The 16,911-nt window shown below is 59.8% G+C and carries 17 protein-coding genes and 3 pseudogenes; 11 read left to right on the top strand and 9 right to left on the bottom strand.

Annotation, left to right across the window (positions count from 1 at the left end; all coding sequences use genetic code 11):
- The first annotated feature begins 58 nt into the window (after positions 1-58).
- The 4 genes from ACZK2G_RS00335 (at position 59) to ACZK2G_RS00320 (ending at position 3,679) form a co-directional block, all read left to right on the top strand.
- A complete protein-coding gene (locus ACZK2G_RS00335) occupies positions 59-1,261 on the top strand; it encodes an amino acid aminotransferase (RefSeq protein ID WP_046987679.1) in 1,203 nt (400 codons plus the stop codon).
- A 341-nt stretch (positions 1,262-1,602) separates the two neighbouring features.
- Complete coding sequence (locus ACZK2G_RS00330; RefSeq protein ID WP_478474362.1) at positions 1,603-2,619, top strand: class 1 fructose-bisphosphatase; 1,017 nt, start codon at positions 1,603-1,605, stop codon at positions 2,617-2,619.
- Between the two features lie 107 nt (positions 2,620-2,726).
- Entirely contained in the window at positions 2,727-3,434 is a 708-nt protein-coding gene (locus ACZK2G_RS00325) for a 2OG-Fe(II) oxygenase (protein ID WP_065724008.1), read from the top strand.
- Between the two features lie 113 nt (positions 3,435-3,547).
- Positions 3,548-3,679: a hypothetical protein gene (locus ACZK2G_RS00320; protein WP_282567867.1), complete on the top strand. Its 132-nt coding sequence runs from the start codon at positions 3,548-3,550 to the stop codon at positions 3,677-3,679.
- An 815-nt stretch (positions 3,680-4,494) separates the two neighbouring features.
- Here the strand turns inward: ACZK2G_RS00320 and ACZK2G_RS00315 are convergent.
- Positions 4,495-4,983 (bottom strand): annotated as a pseudogene (locus tag ACZK2G_RS00315) (RHS repeat-associated core domain-containing protein); the annotation flags it as partial.
- 39 nt (positions 4,984-5,022) lie between these two features.
- On the opposite strand from ACZK2G_RS00315, the pseudogene ACZK2G_RS00310 reads away from it, so the two are divergent.
- A pseudogene (locus ACZK2G_RS00310) lies at positions 5,023-5,178 on the top strand (2OG-Fe(II) oxygenase); the annotation flags it as partial.
- An 83-nt stretch (positions 5,179-5,261) separates the two neighbouring features.
- On the opposite strand, the gene ACZK2G_RS00305 reads toward ACZK2G_RS00310, so the two are convergent.
- From ACZK2G_RS00305 to ACZK2G_RS00285, 5 genes and pseudogenes are all read right to left on the bottom strand, one after another.
- Positions 5,262-5,732, bottom strand: a complete 471-nt coding sequence (locus ACZK2G_RS00305) for a hypothetical protein (protein ID WP_478474361.1) — start codon at positions 5,730-5,732, stop codon at positions 5,262-5,264.
- On the bottom strand, positions 5,729-6,019 hold the full coding sequence (locus tag ACZK2G_RS00300) for a hypothetical protein (RefSeq protein WP_100447254.1): 291 nt from the start codon (positions 6,017-6,019) through the stop codon (positions 5,729-5,731). Before ACZK2G_RS00300 ends, ACZK2G_RS00305 begins: the two co-directional genes overlap by 4 nt.
- Before the next feature lie 205 nt (positions 6,020-6,224).
- Positions 6,225-6,818, bottom strand: coding sequence for a hypothetical protein (locus tag ACZK2G_RS00295; protein ID WP_426354639.1), 594 nt, complete (start codon positions 6,816-6,818; stop codon positions 6,225-6,227).
- A gap of 948 nt (positions 6,819-7,766) precedes the next feature.
- Positions 7,767-8,132: a hypothetical protein gene (locus tag ACZK2G_RS00290; RefSeq protein WP_478474360.1), complete on the bottom strand. Its 366-nt coding sequence runs from the start codon at positions 8,130-8,132 to the stop codon at positions 7,767-7,769.
- Positions 8,133-8,316: 184 nt separating this feature from the next.
- Positions 8,317-9,171 (bottom strand): annotated as a pseudogene (locus tag ACZK2G_RS00285) (PA0069 family radical SAM protein); the annotation flags it as partial.
- A 293-nt stretch (positions 9,172-9,464) separates the two neighbouring features.
- On the opposite strand from ACZK2G_RS00285, the gene ACZK2G_RS00280 reads away from it, so the two are divergent.
- Positions 9,465-9,830, top strand: a complete 366-nt coding sequence (locus ACZK2G_RS00280; protein ID WP_100441045.1) for a hypothetical protein — start codon at positions 9,465-9,467, stop codon at positions 9,828-9,830.
- Between the two features lie 802 nt (positions 9,831-10,632).
- Here the strand turns inward: ACZK2G_RS00280 and ACZK2G_RS00275 are convergent.
- A complete protein-coding gene (locus ACZK2G_RS00275) occupies positions 10,633-11,541 on the bottom strand; it encodes a hypothetical protein (RefSeq protein WP_224119317.1) in 909 nt (302 codons plus the stop codon).
- Positions 11,542-12,000: 459 nt separating this feature from the next.
- The gene (locus ACZK2G_RS00270; RefSeq protein ID WP_021202108.1) at positions 12,001-12,294 is read right to left on the bottom strand and encodes an ArsR/SmtB family transcription factor; all 294 of its coding nucleotides are present in this window, start codon (positions 12,292-12,294) and stop codon (positions 12,001-12,003) included.
- 243 nt (positions 12,295-12,537) lie between these two features.
- Here ACZK2G_RS00270 and ACZK2G_RS00265 point away from each other — a divergent pair, with 243 nt between their 5' ends.
- From ACZK2G_RS00265 to ACZK2G_RS00245, 5 genes are read left to right on the top strand one after another with little or no spacing between them, the layout of a single operon-like run.
- Positions 12,538-13,407, top strand: a complete 870-nt coding sequence (locus ACZK2G_RS00265; RefSeq protein ID WP_199849323.1) for an MBL fold metallo-hydrolase — start codon at positions 12,538-12,540, stop codon at positions 13,405-13,407.
- On the top strand, positions 13,404-13,844 hold the full coding sequence (locus ACZK2G_RS00260; protein WP_100441042.1) for a YeeE/YedE family protein: 441 nt from the start codon (positions 13,404-13,406) through the stop codon (positions 13,842-13,844). Before ACZK2G_RS00265 ends, ACZK2G_RS00260 begins: the two co-directional genes overlap by 4 nt.
- Positions 13,841-14,272 (top strand): YeeE/YedE family protein, encoded by a 432-nt coding sequence (locus tag ACZK2G_RS00255; RefSeq protein WP_100441041.1) that lies wholly within the window; start codon positions 13,841-13,843, stop codon positions 14,270-14,272. The genes ACZK2G_RS00260 and ACZK2G_RS00255 overlap by 4 nt, the downstream gene beginning before the upstream one ends.
- Positions 14,269-14,706, top strand: a complete 438-nt coding sequence (locus ACZK2G_RS00250) for a protein tyrosine phosphatase family protein (RefSeq protein WP_065178729.1) — start codon at positions 14,269-14,271, stop codon at positions 14,704-14,706. Before ACZK2G_RS00255 ends, ACZK2G_RS00250 begins: the two co-directional genes overlap by 4 nt.
- An 18-nt stretch (positions 14,707-14,724) precedes the next feature.
- A complete protein-coding gene (locus ACZK2G_RS00245) occupies positions 14,725-15,486 on the top strand; it encodes a sulfite exporter TauE/SafE family protein (RefSeq protein ID WP_080353444.1) in 762 nt (253 codons plus the stop codon).
- Positions 15,487-15,558: 72 nt separating this feature from the next.
- On the opposite strand, the gene ACZK2G_RS00240 is transcribed toward ACZK2G_RS00245, so the two are convergent.
- Positions 15,559-16,830 carry a DUF2254 domain-containing protein gene (locus ACZK2G_RS00240; protein WP_005420848.1) on the bottom strand — a complete coding sequence of 424 codons (1,272 nt, stop codon included), beginning with the start codon at positions 16,828-16,830 and terminating at the stop codon, positions 15,559-15,561.
- Positions 16,831-16,911: the final 81 nt, after the last annotated feature.

The raw sequence follows: 16,911 nt of genomic DNA, 5'->3' as shown, positions 1-16,911 counted from the left end.
AGCCGCAGACCGCGTGGCGCAATTCCTCCCCCTTTCCGTCTACCGAACGAGTACCGCCGTGTCCTTCTTTGCAAACGTGGAACTGGTCCCAGGCGACCCGATCCTGGGCCTGACCGAGGCGTACAACGCCGACAGCCGCCCGACCAAGGTCAACCTGGGTGTGGGCATCTACTACGACGAGAGCGGCCGCATTCCGCTGCTGCGCGCCGTCAAGCAGATCGAGCAGCAGCTCGCCAACGAGGCCAAACCGCGCGGCTACCTGCCGATCGATGGCCTGCCGGCGTACACGCAGGCAACGCGTGAGCTGGTGTTCGGCAAGGACTCGCCGCTGCTGGCCGCCGGCCGCGTCACCACCGCACAGACCGTCGGTGGCAGCGGTGCGCTGCGTGTCGGCGCCGATGTGCTGAAGAAGCTGCTGCCGCACGCCACCGTTGCACTGAGCAACCCGAGCTGGGAAAACCATCGCGCGGTGTTCAGTGCGGCCGGTTTCGAAGTTGTGGATTACACCTACTTCGACCCGACCACTCATGGCGTGAACTTCGATGGCCTGCTGGCCGACCTCGGCAAGCTGGAAGCCGGCACCGTGGTGCTGCTGCACGCCTGCTGCCATAACCCCACCGGCGCCGACCTCACCGTCAGCCAGTGGAAGCAGGTCGCGCAGCTGCTGAAGGACCGCCAGCTGTTCCCCTTCATCGACATGGCCTACCAGGGCTTCGACAAGGGCATCGAGCAGGACGGCGCCGCCGTGCGCATCATCGCCGAAGCCGGCATCGACAGCTTCATCGTCGCCAACTCGTACTCCAAGTCGTTCTCGCTGTACGGCGAGCGCGTGGGTGCGCTGTCGATGGTGGCGCCGACCGCTGCTGACGCCAAGGCCGTGCAGTCGCAGGTCAAGCGCGTGATCCGCACCATCTACTCCAGCCCGTCCACCCACGGTGCCGCGCTGGTGGCCGGCGTGCTGACCAACCCGGAACTGCGCGCGATGTGGGAGCAGGAGCTGACCGAGATGCGCGAGCGCATCCATGCCCTGCGCCAGGGCCTGGTCGAGAAGCTGGCCGCCGCCGGTGCGCCGCAGTTCGCCTTCATCAACGAACAGGCCGGCATGTTCTCCTACTCCGGCCTGAGCCGTGAGCAGGTCGAGCGCCTGCGCGACGAGTTCGGCATCTACGCCGTCGGCACCGGCCGCATCTGCGTGGCCGCGCTGAACCAGAACAACCTGGAATACGTCGCCAAGGCCGTGGCCACCGTCGCCAAGAGCTGAAAAAACGTTGCACGTGCTTGAAAACAAAGGCGCCGAAAGGCGCCTTTGTTTTTTTGCATTTGCCCCTGCCTTTGCCACACCCACCGCGCTCGCGGCGAACCCTGAAGCGCGTGGGAGGGGGAGGCGATGCAGGACCGTTGGCGCCATGGATGGCGCCATCGAGCTTACATGGACGTACTTGCAGCGTGTCCTGCATCGCCTCCCCCTCCCACGAGCCTCGACAAAAGGAAGGCGCCACGAGCGCAACGCATCTGGAAACGATTACGCCTTCCCGCGCTCACGCACGGCCCCGCCATACGGGCGACAATAGGCGTTTTCCCGCTGCCGAGACCTGCCCGCTCATGTCCCGTACTTCGTTGACCCGCTTCCTGATCCAGGAACAGCACGCCGGCCGCATCAACGCCGACCTGCGCCAGCTGATCGCGGTCGTCGCCCGCGCCTGCACCAGCATCTCCATTGCCGTCAGCAAGGGCGCCCTCGGTGGCGTGCTCGGCGACGCCGGTACCGGCAACGTGCAGGGCGAAGCGCAGAAGAAGCTGGACGTCATCAGCAACGAGATCCTGCTCGAAGCCAACGCCTGGGGCGGTCATCTCGCCGCTTGTGCTTCGGAAGAAATGGACCACAGCCAGCCGGTGCCGGACATCTATCCGCGTGGCGACTTCCTGCTGCTGTTCGATCCCCTCGATGGCAGCTCCAACATTGACGTCAACGTTTCCGTCGGCACCATCTTCTCGGTGCTGCGCTGCCCGACCAATGTCGAACTGCCGGGCGATGATGCCTTCCTGCAGCCGGGCAGCAAGCAGATCGCCGCCGGCTACTGCATCTATGGGCCGAGCACCCAGCTGGTGCTGACCGTCGGCCACGGTACCCACGCCTTCACCCTGGACCGCGAGAAGGGTGAGTTCGTGCTGACCACCGAGAACATGCAGATTCCGGCGGCCACCCAGGAATTCGCCATCAACATGTCCAACCAGCGTCACTGGGAAGCGCCGATGCAGGCGTACGTCGGCGATCTGCTGGCGGGCAAGGAAGGCGCGCGCGGCCAGAACTTCAACATGCGCTGGATCGCCAGCATGGTGGCCGACGTGCATCGCATCCTGACCCGCGGCGGCATCTTCATCTATCCGTGGGACAAGAAGGATCCGTCCAAGGCCGGCAAGCTGCGCTTGATGTACGAAGCCAACCCAATGGGCCTGCTGGTCGAACAGGCCGGCGGCGCCGCCTGGACCGGCCGCGAGCGCATCCTCGACATCCAGCCCGACCAGCTGCACCAGCGCGTGCCGGTGTTCCTCGGTTCGCGCGAGGAAGTGGCCGAAGCCGTGCGCTACCACCACGCGCACGACGACGCGCAGGGCTGAGGCAAGTCTCCCGACAACGATCATGGCAGAACGATGACATGACCGTGGGGTGACACCGAGGGCGGCAAACGGCACCATCAAGCCATTGCCGCCTAAGGAATGCACGCATGCACGAGCAGGGCCCGGTCGATTTCATCGAAGTCATCCACAACGCCGTCCCCAGCGAGGTCTGCGCGGCGATCGTTGAGCGCCTGCGCGCCACGCGTGGCCTGCAACCCGGTGCCGTAGGCAGTGGCGTGTTCCCGGAACTCAAGCACAGCAAGGATCTGCGCATCAGTGGGCTGGACGGCTGGCAGGATGTCGATCAGCAGCTGCAGATCGCAGTGTTCAATGGCCTGCTGACTTATCTACGCCGTTATCCACAGGCGTTGATCGCGCCGCTGATGTTGCAGATCCAGGACAGCAACGGCCAACCGCGACGCCTGTCTGCCGAGGACTTCCCCGACATGCCGCAGCAGCAGCTGGCCGATCTGGCCCGCACCTGCCTGCGCCCGGGCGCGATCAACCTGCAGTGGTATGCGGCGGGCGAGGGCGGCTATCCGTACTGGCACTGCGAGCTGTACCCGAAGGACGCGCAGGCCGAGACCCTGCACCGGCATGTGCTGTGGACGCTGTACCTCAACGACGACTTCGAAGAGGGCGAAACCGAGTTCCTGTTCCAGGGGCGGAAGATCGCGCCGCGCACCGGCAGTCTGCTGATTGCGCCGACTGCGTTTACTCATACCCATCGTGGCAACAGGCCGCAGGGCGGCGACAAGTTCATCGCGACCAGCTGGATCCTGTTCCAGAGCGCGCAGAAGCTGTTTGGGGGGTGAACGTCAGGTCTGCTCGACGCTACGCAATCTGCTTCCGCCCATATCGCTCCGGTCGCTCCCGCACGGTAGGCAGCTTGGCGTTCCGCGAATGGAAGTACATGGCGGGTACCCAGATGAGGATCTCTTCCGCAATCATCGCAGCGACCACCCAGGGCTATCGAGGCCAGGACGCCTACAGGAAGAACTATCCCCCGGGTGTCACATCGGCCATCGTGAGCACGTACCCGATGGCGTACACCACCTGATCCCGTTCCGAGACAACCTCCACACCACAGATGTTGCATCGCGTACGAGTCTTCCTCTCGATCGCCTGGTGGACCGGGGACCTCCGCCCGGCGGCGCACATGACGGCTCCGTGCGGCGCGGTCCGGATGGTCAAGCTGAAATGCCGTTGTCCAGATGTCCTTGATGTAGGGGTCGGAGCAGCGACTACGACGGAAGCTATCAGCCTGACTCCAATTACCTTTTGGGGGGATTCGCCTCTTCAAAAGGAGAATCGTCGCCACCCGGTCTCCCCTCCCACGCTCGCAGTTCGGCGATGTCCGCGCTGTCGGCCTTGATTGCACGATGGATGCTGACAGGAGCGTCACAGTCTTCCGGCCAATCCAGAGGGCTTGCGAGTGTGAAAGTCGTCTCCAACGAAACCTCAATCCAATTCCGCTCGACTGCGTCGATGATGATCTGGCCGGAAGCGGCTGTACTGTAACAGCCACTCTTACCTGCAAAAGCACTCGCACCCTTGCTGAAGAAAACACGTACTCCCTCATCTCCAATAGCGAGGACTTGCCCAGCGCGGAGCACTCCAGGAAGTACTACCGTCAGCTTTGAGAAACTCGACCTGTCGGCATTCCAGGCACGCTTGAACTCCCTCACAGCGACTACGGTTTGCGCGCCATCGGAAATTCTGTGGCACGAGAAGGGCAAGCTTCTCGTATCAACTTCAAGGCACTTGTCTTCAATCGATGACGCATGGTTCACAAAGAACGCAGATCGGTCCGCTGCGGCTGCTGTCATCGGAAGCCAAGCCAGCATCGCCAACACAATGGATTGCGCGTGCAATCTACTGAGTACAATCACAACCGCCTCCGCTGATCCATTCCTTCTGCCTCTCTGTGCGTGCCGCCGCATCCCTGTAAATCTGCGCATGTGGCCCCTCATTGGCCGATCCCAAGCCGGACTTGATACCAACCGTCTTGTGTCCTAGTTCATGAACAATGGTGTCGTACAGATCCAGCATATCCACCGGAGTGAGTACTTTAAGATACCGGTCGTCGAGGGTTAGCCTCCTTGCAAGATGATTGTAAACCCAAGCGACATCGCCACCGAGATCTTTGACAGTCAGATCACTTTTTAGGAACTTCAGGTCACGCTCGACGCTTTTTGCACGAGCATAGAGGCAATCAATGTCAGCCTGAGTCAATCCAAGAGGGTCGATATAACTTACTGGGTTGCTTGATACGTAGGAGTAAGTGTTCATGCCTCCCACCAACCCAATCGGATCACTCTGCACATACCGCCCCGCAGTCGCGTCGTAGTCGCGGAAGCCGTTGTACCAGAGCCCGCTCTCGCCATCGTAGTAATGTCCAGGGAAACCGAGTTCCTGTAGCAGGACCGGAAGGTCGCGCCGCGCACCGGCAGTCTGCTGATCGCGCCGACTGCGTTTACTCATACGCATCGTGGCAATCGGCCACAAGGTGGAGACAAGTTCATCGCGACCAGCTGGATCCTGTTCCAGGGCGCATAGAAGTTGTTTGGGGGTGGGTGAGGTCACCGTGCCCCTTCCAATTGGAGCCAGTATCCATGGAAGCTCGTTGTTCCATCGGTGGATTACCGGGCGCTCGTAGAGCAGTAGTAGTCACCGTCCCTGTCCGAGTCCCAATAGGTTCCTCCATAGAGCTTCACCTTACTGCCTCTTGTCGTCAGCTCTACCGAGTGCGCCAGGCGATCCTCGCAGAAGACCATCAATCGGTAATGGCGCTGCCGTTTGTCTTTCTGCAGTCGCCAGTGCTTCTCTGCAGCTTGTTTGATGAAGAAGGCAGCGCTCTGCTCTGGATCAGATTCGAGTTCGGCGTCGAAAACGACACTCATGAATGTGACCTTCGGTAAGAACCTCACGTTCGTAGGACGGATCCCTGAAGGGAGTTCAAAAGTCTCGGTAGCAGCGCGCAGTTCTGCTTCTGTTGGCTTTCCGGTCCAATCGCCACCTCCGATGGATCCGAACATTGAAAGGTAATTCCCTCCTATCAAGGCAGCAACGACAGCGCATAGAAGCAGATGGCGCAACGGTACCTTTTTCATGGCCCATTCCCCGACTGCCGTTGTTCGCCGCAACTTGAATCCCGCAAGGGTTCAATCGTCTTTGTCCCGAGAACCGAAGCATTGATGCTCGGCTGATCGGTGCGCTTGCGAGGACGACGGCGATACAGGATCCCTCCCGCTACCCCACCAAATACGGCCATGCCGAGGCCGACGAGCTCTTCGATGCCTAGCGCATCCGCTGACAGCAATTTGGCCGCCGTCAGCAGAAGAAAATTCAATGGGAGCATCCACAGGAACGCGATACCCAGCCAATAGATGATCTTCACTTCAGCTATCGCGTTGTTCCGGATACATTGCCCCTAACCAGCAGGCAGATCTGTTCTGCGTCCACGACTTGAGTTCTTCCATCTCCGGCTCTCGTAGTTGTTCCATGTCGTTTCCATCGTGTTGGCATAGCAAGACGAGCTCTCAAGCTGGCCCGATCCACGCCGCCTGATCAATAGCTGCCGGGTATGTGCCGAGGTCGCACAGTTATCTGGCAGGTCCAAAGGATCCCCAGAGATCGTCGTTGCCTCCTTGCCAGGCACTGAGCTTCTCGACAGGGATTTCCTTGAGTTGACAGGTGAACTGGAGATAAAAGGAACGGTCTTCTTTTCGATAGCTGTTCCACCCAACAGCCGACACTTTGACTTCGAACCGACTATCGCCCTTGTGCGGCTGATGTAGTTCGACGTCCGCTGAATCGGACAGCCAGAAGTCTCCCTTGTGCGCGAAGCCCGCGCCGCCACTTGTCAAGCGCGCATCCACTACCTCCGGCGTCCCTTCCGTCGAAGGCGTGTTTCGCTTCAGGCTGCCTGTGATCTTGGTGTACTGCTGGGAATCGATCACGCCCGGCGACTCCGAAAAGAGGCGCAGCAGAAGAAGGGTGTCCGTGCCCTTGCGCACTCTCTGACCTGTACTTGCCGCCCATAGTCGTTGTTCGAACTCGTCCAGGCCAGCCGGCATGTCAGTGACGACCGTGGCCTGCGGAACGACGATACATTCATGCACTTTCTCCGCCTGTGCAGGCTGCGTACCGAACACAAGAGGAATGAGGAAGCAGAGTATTTGGACCGACAACTTCATTCTTGGATTCGAGCTCCATATTGAAAGCTGTCTGCCAGAGGTTGGAGAAGATTCACCTGTCGCCGCGTGGTTACCCGGAGGTTCGCCCGGGTCTGTTCGTATTGGAAGCTCCCATCCTGTGATTTATCAGAAGAAGCATGAAGAACGCGATCGTCATACCGATAAGCTGGAACTGGATGGAATCCGGGTATCCCTTGCAGTACTCGAACGCAGGGGTGTCGTCCACTTGATCGAGGCACTCTCTGACGAGGCGATACAGGGACGATGCTCTGCTGTAGAAATAGACCACCGCACCGACGCAGAGGGCTCGTCCGACTGGAAGAGCCATCGTTCTCAACTGTTCTTTATTCACCCTTTTGCCTCGACTTCCCCACGGCAAGCTTCCGCGATTGACCGGTCATCCTATAGTCGACCGAATCGCTCCCCCTGCTACCGTAGCGGACGGTTGCAACCTCTACAACTCCGCCGGGAGCATATGGATCGCTACAGGCTGAAGTGCGTAAGCTGCGGCGACCACACAGGCTTCGCCGGCATTGCTCCCTCACGCCGGCTGTAGACTCTCCTCGATGATTGAGTCCCCCTTGCCCGGGACACCCTCCCACGCAGGCAAGCGTTCAACCGGAAGCCACACCGCCTTGATGTGCCTATTGAATGCACGGGCGCCGCAGTGGCCCTCCGCAGGCCAACGCCAGCTCCCTGTAGGCAACCATTGAGCATCCGTCACGACCTGAGTCCGCAGCTGCGACATAGAACTTACTGCTTGTTCTTGTTGGCAGGAAGGCGCAGACACTCAGCACCATCGCAATGAGCAGCGGCATCAAGGCTCTGAATGTCCCCATGATCGCGCGCATACAACGCTGCTGTCCCGGTCGATCATTGCGGTGCTGATCAGGTGCATTTCCATCTTCCACTGCACCTGGAGATGATCCAGAACAACGGTTCGAAGCGTCAGAGGTCGCCTTCACTGAGCGTTCCAAGATTGAAGGTCCTGCTCTGTGAGCGGCGACTGCTGATGCTGATTTTCCTGGAGTTCAACCTGCGACCATCGCTGCAGTCGGCAATAAAGAAATAGTGTGTCGGCGCTGGGCCTGAGACAACCATCAACGTCAAGGAGAACTCACCCCCAACTTCCCTGGTATTCAGATGTTCCCCGGTCTCGATGGAGACCATCTGCAGCTGGCATGTGTCCTGGCGCTCGGCGATGACTGAGGATGCCGGCACTGTCCCTGAAATACGGATGATGATGTCCCCCCCCACGGTGCTGCAACTGGCCAGCAACAGGGCTACCATTGTGGCAAGAGGCAACTTGTCCATTCGCCGCGCTCCTCAGCCTGTCATCGCAGGCGATCCTTGAGGGACTGAGCCTCTCTTCAATCCACGTCCCCCCGCGCAAGCGCAGCGCGTTCAGGGAGAGAATGGTAGTCCGATATCCGACAGATTGAACAGTGCGCAGTGCGTCTCACGGAACGCGATGGCGTCCTTCCGACACAGCGCTGCCTCAGAACAACGAGCCCTGCGGCGATTCCTTGCGCGGCGGCAACGGCTTCTGGAACCGGCTGCAATCCAGCTTCGGCCAATGGCTGTTCTGCGCATTGAAACCCAGTCGCTTGCGTGCCAGCTTGAAGCGGTTGTTCAACAGATCGGCATATACGCCCTGGCCACGCATGCGAGTGCCGAACTGGCTGTCGTAGTCCTTGCCCCCGCGCAGCTGCTGGATGGTGCTCATCACATGTGCGGCGCGATCGGGATGATGGGTATCCAGCCAGTCGCGGAACAGCGGTGCCACTTCCAGCGGCAGGCGCAGCAGCACGTAGCCGGCGGTGCTGGCGCCCGCATCGTGTGCGGCCTCCAGCACGGCTTCCAGTTCGCTGTCGTTGATCCACGGAATCACCGGCGCCACCATCACCCCAACCGGAATACCTGCCTCATGCAGGCGCTTCATCGCGCGCAGCCGTGCATGCGGTGCAGACGCACGTGGCTCCAGCTTTGCGGAAAGATGCGGATCCAGCGAGGTCACCGAGAAGTGCACGCTGACCAGGTTCTCCGCCGCCAGCGGCTCAAGCAGATCGATATCGCGCTCGACCAGCGCGTTCTTGGTGATCAGCGAGAATGGATGCTTCGTCTCCAGCATCACTTCAATCAGCTGGCGGGTCAGTTTGAACTTGCGCTCGATCGGTTGGTACGCATCGGTGTTGATGCCCAGCGCAATCGGTTGCGGCACGTAGCCCGGTTTCGAAAGTTCCTTGCGCAGCAGTTGCGGCGCATTGGTCTTGGCGAACAGCTTGGTTTCGAAGTCCAGGCCCGGCGACAGGTTCAGATAGGCATGCGAGGGACGTGCAAAGCAGTACGAGCAACAACACTATATGTGTTTGAGGGGAAGTGTTCAGCGCAACCCCTATCGAACTGGTGCTCTGTCAAGGCTAACGCGGCTCAGGATAGAAATTCCCCCCTAGCCCATGGCAATGAAGGGGAGGTTAGCGTTCCGACTAATGCGGCGAGGACTCAGGGGCACTGTATTGGCCCCGTTGAGCGCCCGACGGCCCGTGAGTGGCCGGGCTAAAACATCGTTTGGTCAGCGTACGCTTCCGGCCAAAAGCGGACACCGCCAAACGCCTGAACTAAGCCGAGCCATCAGGCGGCTTCGGCTTGGAATCGTTAGATGCCGTCACCCGTTCCCTCCGTGACGGCCGCTTTGAGAAGGGGCTTGAGCAGGTTCGCAAAGGTGATCAACGCCGCAAGGGTACTGACGAGCACTTGCTTCGGCGCGCAGCTTGGTGGGAACAGGATCGGTTGGACCTCATTTTCAGCATTGAGCGCATGTTTCATTGTCATTGGCTCAATGTAGGTATCAACTATCTGTTGGGCAATGCGGAAATCTCCCCACTCATGCGCGCATTGATTGCGCAGCTTGTTGAGAAGGCGAGTATCAATGAATTGTTAGACATCAGTGCAAAGCACATGCGCCTTATAGATGGCATGCTGCCTTTCAGCGCCTGCTGCAAAGTGAGGTAGTTCAGCCAACAAGCGATCCACGAGAGGTGCCGGTTCTGGTAGAGGCCGAAACCCAATACCCTCCCACGCCCGCATGCTTGAAGGTGCCATAGCCTGAAGCTGGAACTCCAATGAAGTGAGGTTTGCGAAGTATGGCTCTGGCAGATAGCTACGAGGTATGGATACGTAGCTCGCCCCACAGTGCTTACGAATAAAGGCGTTTCTCAGCTTCTTTGCTGCGTCCGCATCTGTGGCGGACTGCTCGCGAGCGGCAGCTGGGTGATCAAGCTTCTTGCAGTAACGCCACATACGGCCGGTGCAATACGCTTGCGTGAACTTGTGGCTGCGACCTTCGCTGCCAGTGGCGTGCTTGCTGTAAATCCTGGTGCGGAATCCCTCGGTGGCTTTTGGTGTGCTACCGATGTACCGGATTTGTCGTTCATGGTCCCAAAGAGCGTAGATACCGAACTCTTCTGGGAGGTCTGCGAGATTGATTGGCACGGATCGTGTCAGTCTTTCAAAGATACTTCGGCTGTCCACCATCTCCCCCTGCTGCCTAACTACCTTGTAGCCGGATCCCTGGGTCCGGTTACACGACTTATCCACATACCACCATATGGTGGGCTATCCCCGCTGACAGCGGCTCGATCTTAGGGCTGCTGGGTCCGGCTGACAAGCCGAGGCATAGCCGGACCCAGCAAGCAGACCAGGCCGCATTTCAAGAGCAGTGGACAAGCACTGATGGATGTCCGCTTTGGGTCAGTTGCTGCCATGTCGAGCCCACGACAGCTTCCCGCCAGCAGCAGACAGAGAATTCACCGAACTACAGTCCAAAGAATATTCGCCGGTCACTCTCTTTATGCAAGTTGTGCTTAGCTATGTGATAGTGCGCCGGTGCTACACAGTCAGATCTTAATCTGAACGGAAGCTCGTCGATGCATATCTCTGCCACAAGCGCACTGAAATCCTTCTCGTAGCAGGCTTGAAGGACCTTCAGGTTGGTGGACGGGAAGCTGTTTTTGAACTCAATGTTGTACTCGGGAGAGAAGTACCGGATAAGTGATGCCTCATAGAGAGTGATTCGTTCTTGCTCACTAGTCTCGTATAGCTTCTCCAGCCCCGCGCGAATGCGCGTCCCATCATTATCTTTGTTCTTGGCGAATGGATTGAAGAACGTGAAGAGCTGACTGTTGGGAACAACTGTCAACAGCAGCAGGGTTAGCTTGTGCGTCTCAGGAATGCCTTTCAAGGCAATTTTCTGAAGCGTCTCGTGCTTCAGCAGTCTGTCTAAGGCATTGCGTGATCCATCTTTTCCGTAGGCCTGCCCGATGTACTTCACGTCGAAATCTATCGCCTGCGATATGGAGCTTAGTCGTGCCTGTAGGTCCTGAGGACTTGGCCATCCCAAGCGTCCCGATGCATCAACAACGTGATATATGTCATCGACCAGCTGCAACCGACACCCTTCTGGGCACGGGTACTTGACCTCGTAAGTCTGTCCTAGAGCACTCATAAAAATGCTCAGCTTGTCGTTCTCTAGTTTTGCATTCTCAAGGACAATCCTGGGTACGAGCCCAATAAGGTAGATATGGCAATCTTTGACTACGCTCATGACTGAAGCCAACGCATCTTTGTCATAGATTGCTTCTGCTGGAATGGTGCAGTAGCCAGAAGCGTACATTCCTAAAGCGTGCTCGACATCAAACACGGCTTCTTTGAGCTTTTCCTTCATGTCTTGCTTCATCACGTCCCCGTCCGCTGCCCAGAATGATTGCGCCGTGCTAAATGAACAATGGTCGGCTCCTCGAGTCGGGCTATACGAAGTACCCGCAGCCCGTGATTTGAGGACTAGACCCTTGATACGGCCTCATTTTAGGACGGCTGTGGTTCACTTAACAGTCCGATGTGTAGTGAGAGCTACCAGGGTGCAGAGCGTGCGCTCACGCTGATGTCCGCTCTGGATCGAAAGGTGCCATGCCCATGCCACGATAAACAACCTTAATCCACTGCCTTGGCGATGTCCGCTTTCGGCCATAAGCAGACATCCACCCCATCCCTGATAAACATCCCTAGGCCGCAGCAGACCTCGAGCCTGCTGCGGTCAATTGGTTTTGGGGCAGACTACGCCGATGGCCTAAATTCCCCTAGGTCAGTGAGTCTAGCCCGTCCCTTCTAGACGCCTTAGGCCACTTCAAGTTGATGTATCGTCCGCACAGAAGATCCCATGCATCGCGCCCAGCAGTGCTGCAACGCGCGGGTCTGCCATGCGGTAGACGATCGACCGCGATTCCCGTCGGGTCGCTACAAGCTTTCGTTGGCGGAGTTCGGCCAGTTGCTGGGAGAGCGCCGGCTGTCGGATGCCGGTGGCGTCCTCCAGTCCGCTCACCGTCATTTCACCTTGGGCGAGCTGGCACAGCAGCAACAGGCGGGAGGGAGTGGCCATGAAGCGCAGCAACTCGGCCACTTCGGGCACGCGCTCCTTCATCGTGGCTAGGTCTGACGGGCTGAATGGGGGGCTGGTCACGGGTAAGGGCAACTTGGCCGGGTGATGTGATGCAAACACCATGGGGAAGGCGCCCAGTCTAGCATGCTTCTATAGTTGCACACTTTATGTAACTATGTAAGTATTAAGCAACCAATCCCCCCGGAGCCAGTCGTGAACCAATCCGTAGCGGTAGACGCCCCCTTGGAGCAGGCTGTCCGCGTCGTCAACGATGCCCGTGCCGGCCTGCTCCCCTCGCCTCATGTAAAGACCTTCTTCGATCCTGCCACTTTCACTGCCAGTCACGTCGTACGCGATCCATCTTCTTCAGCGTGCGCCATCATCGACAGCGTCCTTGACTTCGACATGGCCGCAGCCCGCACCTCCACTGCCTCCGCATCGGCGTTGGTGGACTACGTGCGGACCGAGCGCCTACAGGTGCAATGGTTGCTGGAAACCCACGCGCATGCCGACCACCTCTCAGCAGCACCATGGCTGCAGGGCCAGGTGGGAGGTACGCTGGCCATCGGCGAGCGCATCACCACTGTCCAGGAAACCTTCGGCAAAGTCTTCAATGCCGGCACTGCATTCAAGCGGGATGGCAGCCAGTTTGATCGGCTGTTCGCCGATGGTGCCTCCTTCCGCATCGGTAATCTCCAGGCGATGTCGCTGCACGTGCCGGGCCACACCCCCGCTTGTATGGCGTACGTGATCGGCGACGCCGTATTTCCTGGAGACACGCTGTTCATGCCGGACTACGGCACCGCCCGCTGCGATTTTCCAGGTGGTTCCGCTCGCCAGTTGTATCGCTCGATCCAGCGCCTTATGTCCCTGCCCGACGCCACCCGCGTCTTCTTGTGCCATGACTACAAGGCCACCGGTCGAAACCATTTCGTATGGGAGACAACCATCCGTGCCGAAAGGACAACCAACCTGCATGTGCACGAGGGCGTGACCGAAGCCATGTTCGTGGAAATGCGGGAAGCCCGTGACGCGACGCTCCCGATGCCGCGACTGATCCTGCCTTCAGTGCAGGTCAACATGTGCGCCGGCCATCTGCCCGAACCCGAGGACAACGGCGTGCGCTACCTCAAGCTGCCGGTGGACCTGCTATGACGCTCTCTCATTTGGCTTGGTACTGGCCACTCGCTGGCGGTGCCATGATTGGAACAGCCGCCGGTGCCTATCTGGTCCTTCTCGGCCGCGTTGCCGGCATCTCGGGTCTACTTGCCAAGACACTGGGCATGCCGGGTGACGGCGGACGCGGGAGTGCAGCCCTATTCCTGGCGGGACTTGCCCTGGCGTCAGGCTTGGCATTGGCGGCCAGGCCCATACTATTGCCGGCGCTCTCCGCAAACGGAGCAGTGGTATTGGTGATTGCCGGACTGCTGGTGGGTTACGGAACTCGCCTTGGCGCTGGCTGTACCAGTGGGCACGGTGTCTGCGGCCTGGGCAGGGGATCGTCGCGGTCGGTGGTGGCTACCTGCGTGTTCATGCTCATGGGCATGGCCACGGCGACCCTGGTACGGATTGTGGCGGGGGGCACGGCATGATCCGTCTCGCCGCGTTCCTGTGCGGCGCACTCTTCGGACTGGGACTGGTCGTATCCGGTATGGCCAACCCAGCCCGCGTGCTTGCTTTCCTTGATGTGAGCGACGCCTGGGACCCCTCCCTGGCGCTGGTCATGCTGGGCGCACTGATCCCTTCCGGCGCAGCCTACCTGTGGATACGCGCCCGCAGAACGCCGCTGCTTGCCGTATCGCTGCACATTCCCACCCATCGCATCATCGATCGGCGCCTGGTGATCGGTGCGGCGATATTCGGCCTGGGTTGGGGTCTGGCCGGACTATGTCCCGGCCCAGCCATCGCGTTGCTGGGAACCGGCCAGCCCTTCGCGATCATCTTCGCCACGGCAATGATCGCTGGCGTGCTCCTGCATGGCCTCATTCACCGCCCCACTGCAACTACGGGAGAACCATGAACCTCAAGCCACTCTCCGCCAGCCTCAAGGTGTCCGGCCAGCTCCTGCCAAAGGACATTGAAGCCCTGAAGGAGCAGGGCTTTGCGAGCGTGATCTGCAACCGCCCCGACGATGAACAGCCGGAGCAGCCCAGTCACCATGCGCTGCAGGCCGCCTGCCACCAGGCGGGCATGCAGTTTGCCTATCTTCCTGCGCTGCCTGGCGTTATTACCGATGATCAGGTGCATACCTTTGCCAAGTTGATCGAAGCGCTGCCAAGCCCTGTTGCCGCGTACTGCAGAACCGGCACCCGTGCTGCGATGCTTTGGGCGCTGTCGGAAGTCGTTCACAATGGAGCGGCGTTTGACCACGTCCTGTCTGTTGCTTCGGATGCAGGCTATGACCTTTCTTCCATCGCAACACGGCTGCAGCAAGGCCCGGCGTCCGGCGACTGACATATGGAAGCGCTATCTCTGCTGCAGTTGGTTCTGGGCGGCCTGTCTGGCGTCCTGGTCGGCTTCGTCCTGGGCGTGGTCGGTGGGGGCGGATCCATCCTGGCGGTGCCACTGATGCTCTACGTGGTCGGAGTGGGAGATCCGCATGTGGCTATCGGCACCAGCGCCCTGGCAGTAGCGGTCAATGCGGTGTCGAATCTGGTGATACATGCCCGTAGAGGGAACGTTCGCTGGCCTTGTGCCTCGGTCTTCGCTCTGGCGGGGATCGCGGGCGCATACCTGGGTTCCAGCTTGGGCAAGGCGTTCGACGGCAGGAGCCTGTTGGCGCTGTTTGCTGTGGCTATGATCGTTGTCGGCATCGCCATGCTTCGCAGGCGCAACACGCCTGGACTCACGGACGCTCGGCTCGGCAGAGGCAACGCGCCCGCGCTGATTGGGCTGGGCGCCACCGCCGGCGGGCTTTCTGGCTTCTTTGGCATTGGCGGAGGCTTTCTCATCGTGCCCGCACTGGTGGCCGCGACGGGCATGCCGATGATCGCCGCAGTCGGAAGCTCGCTCGTCGCCGTCGCCGCATTTGGCATGACCACCGCACTGAACTACGCGCGTACAGGTCTGGTCAACTGGAAGCTCGCGGCAGTTTTCGTCGTTGCCGGCGTGGCTGGCGGTATTGCAGGTGCAGCAACTTCGACGAAGCTGGCCAACTATCGTGGAGCTCTGAACACGGTATTTGCAGTACTGATCTTCATTACTGCCGCATACATGCTGTGGAAGGTGAGCTGACCGGATGTGCTCCAGACCACAGCCGAGCACTGATAGCCAGCGCAGCGCTTCAAAGGCTTTGATAGGAAGATACTACGAACGGTGGTCCACATCTTCCAGAGTCAAATAAGATGCGACGGCTCGAAGCGCCTCGCGATCAGCTTCGAAATCCATGGCCAATAGGCCGCGCTCCAACGCGATGCGGGCATGCGCCTGTGATGCGACTCTTGTCGCTTCATTCGAGGACCCTGCCAACGCTGCGAAGGCCTTCTGCAGCCGGATACTGACCTCCAGGGACGCGGCGGCATCCCTGGCAATCGGAGTGAACGCGTCCTCAAACATGTCGCGTACGTCGAGACACTGCACGTGCACGCGCGGATACAGCACCTCGCCTGTCGCAGCGTCCCCTGCGTGGCTGGACCATGCACAGAGCAGCCTGACACATGTCCCGATGACGTCGATGCAGGTCCCAGGGTCGTTCACCGCAGGTGACATGGCTCGCTGCGCAATTTCCGCAAGCACGACCAGCCCGAACCGTGGGTCATTTTCGATGGAGCGCGCGTCGCTAAAGGAAATGGCTGAGATCACTTCACTCTGTACTTCAGGAAGTAGATTTCCCTCGATGGCTATCAACGGACGGGTTGGGGTTGCGAACGTACCCGGCTGGCAGAGCAGATGAACGCGTAGATCATGTTCCTGCGCAATGGCGTTGATCCGCCCGACATCCACGTGTTCAACGTAGGCCACCTGATCGCCGACCAGCTGCACCGCCCCCTCTCCTACCCGAACCGCACTGGCTCCGCCGAGCGAAGGCTCCTCGGCGCGGCGCTTCATTGCCACTTGGGTCGCCCGCTCCACCAGATCGATGGTTTCGCCGACGCGGCCAAAGCGTGAGAACTGCTCGATAGCCCGGAGCAACGTCACTGTGATGACGATGATGACCGCGATGGTTGCCCCGAACAGTACAAGCCGGCCGCTATCTCCGTAGATGCCAGTGCTGAGCGCGATGAGGCCCACGATCGAGAACAGGAAGGCACCAATGAAGGTGGCCAGCGCACCTTGGGCCCGGGTGTCTTCGATCAGCAGGCGGGCCGCGCGCGGGGTGGCGCTGTTGGACGCGGACCCGTATGCCGAGACCATGGTGGACAGCGAGAAGGTGGTTACCGTCAGCATCGACGCGGCAAGAATGCCAAGAATGTTGCCGACGGAATCTGCGCCGATCCGTGCGGCAAGGCCGACGGGAATGAGGAACTTCAGGAACGCGCCCGCCAACGCCGTGATGATGCCTAGGGCGCCATACAGGGTCGAGCGGAACCACATCCGCTTTGTAACTTTGCTGGCTGCAAGCCTCAATCTGGTGAGCATGGGCTACTTCCTGGGAAGTTCGACCATCAATAGCACGGCCGGGCGCCGAGGCCACGTCAACGCAGGGTCATGCCCGACCCA

The sequence above is a fragment of the Stenotrophomonas sp. 107298_Sma genome, assembly GCF_056480345.1.
The sequence above is the reverse complement of the archived record's forward strand: the minus strand, read 5'-3'. Positions and strand labels throughout refer to the sequence as shown.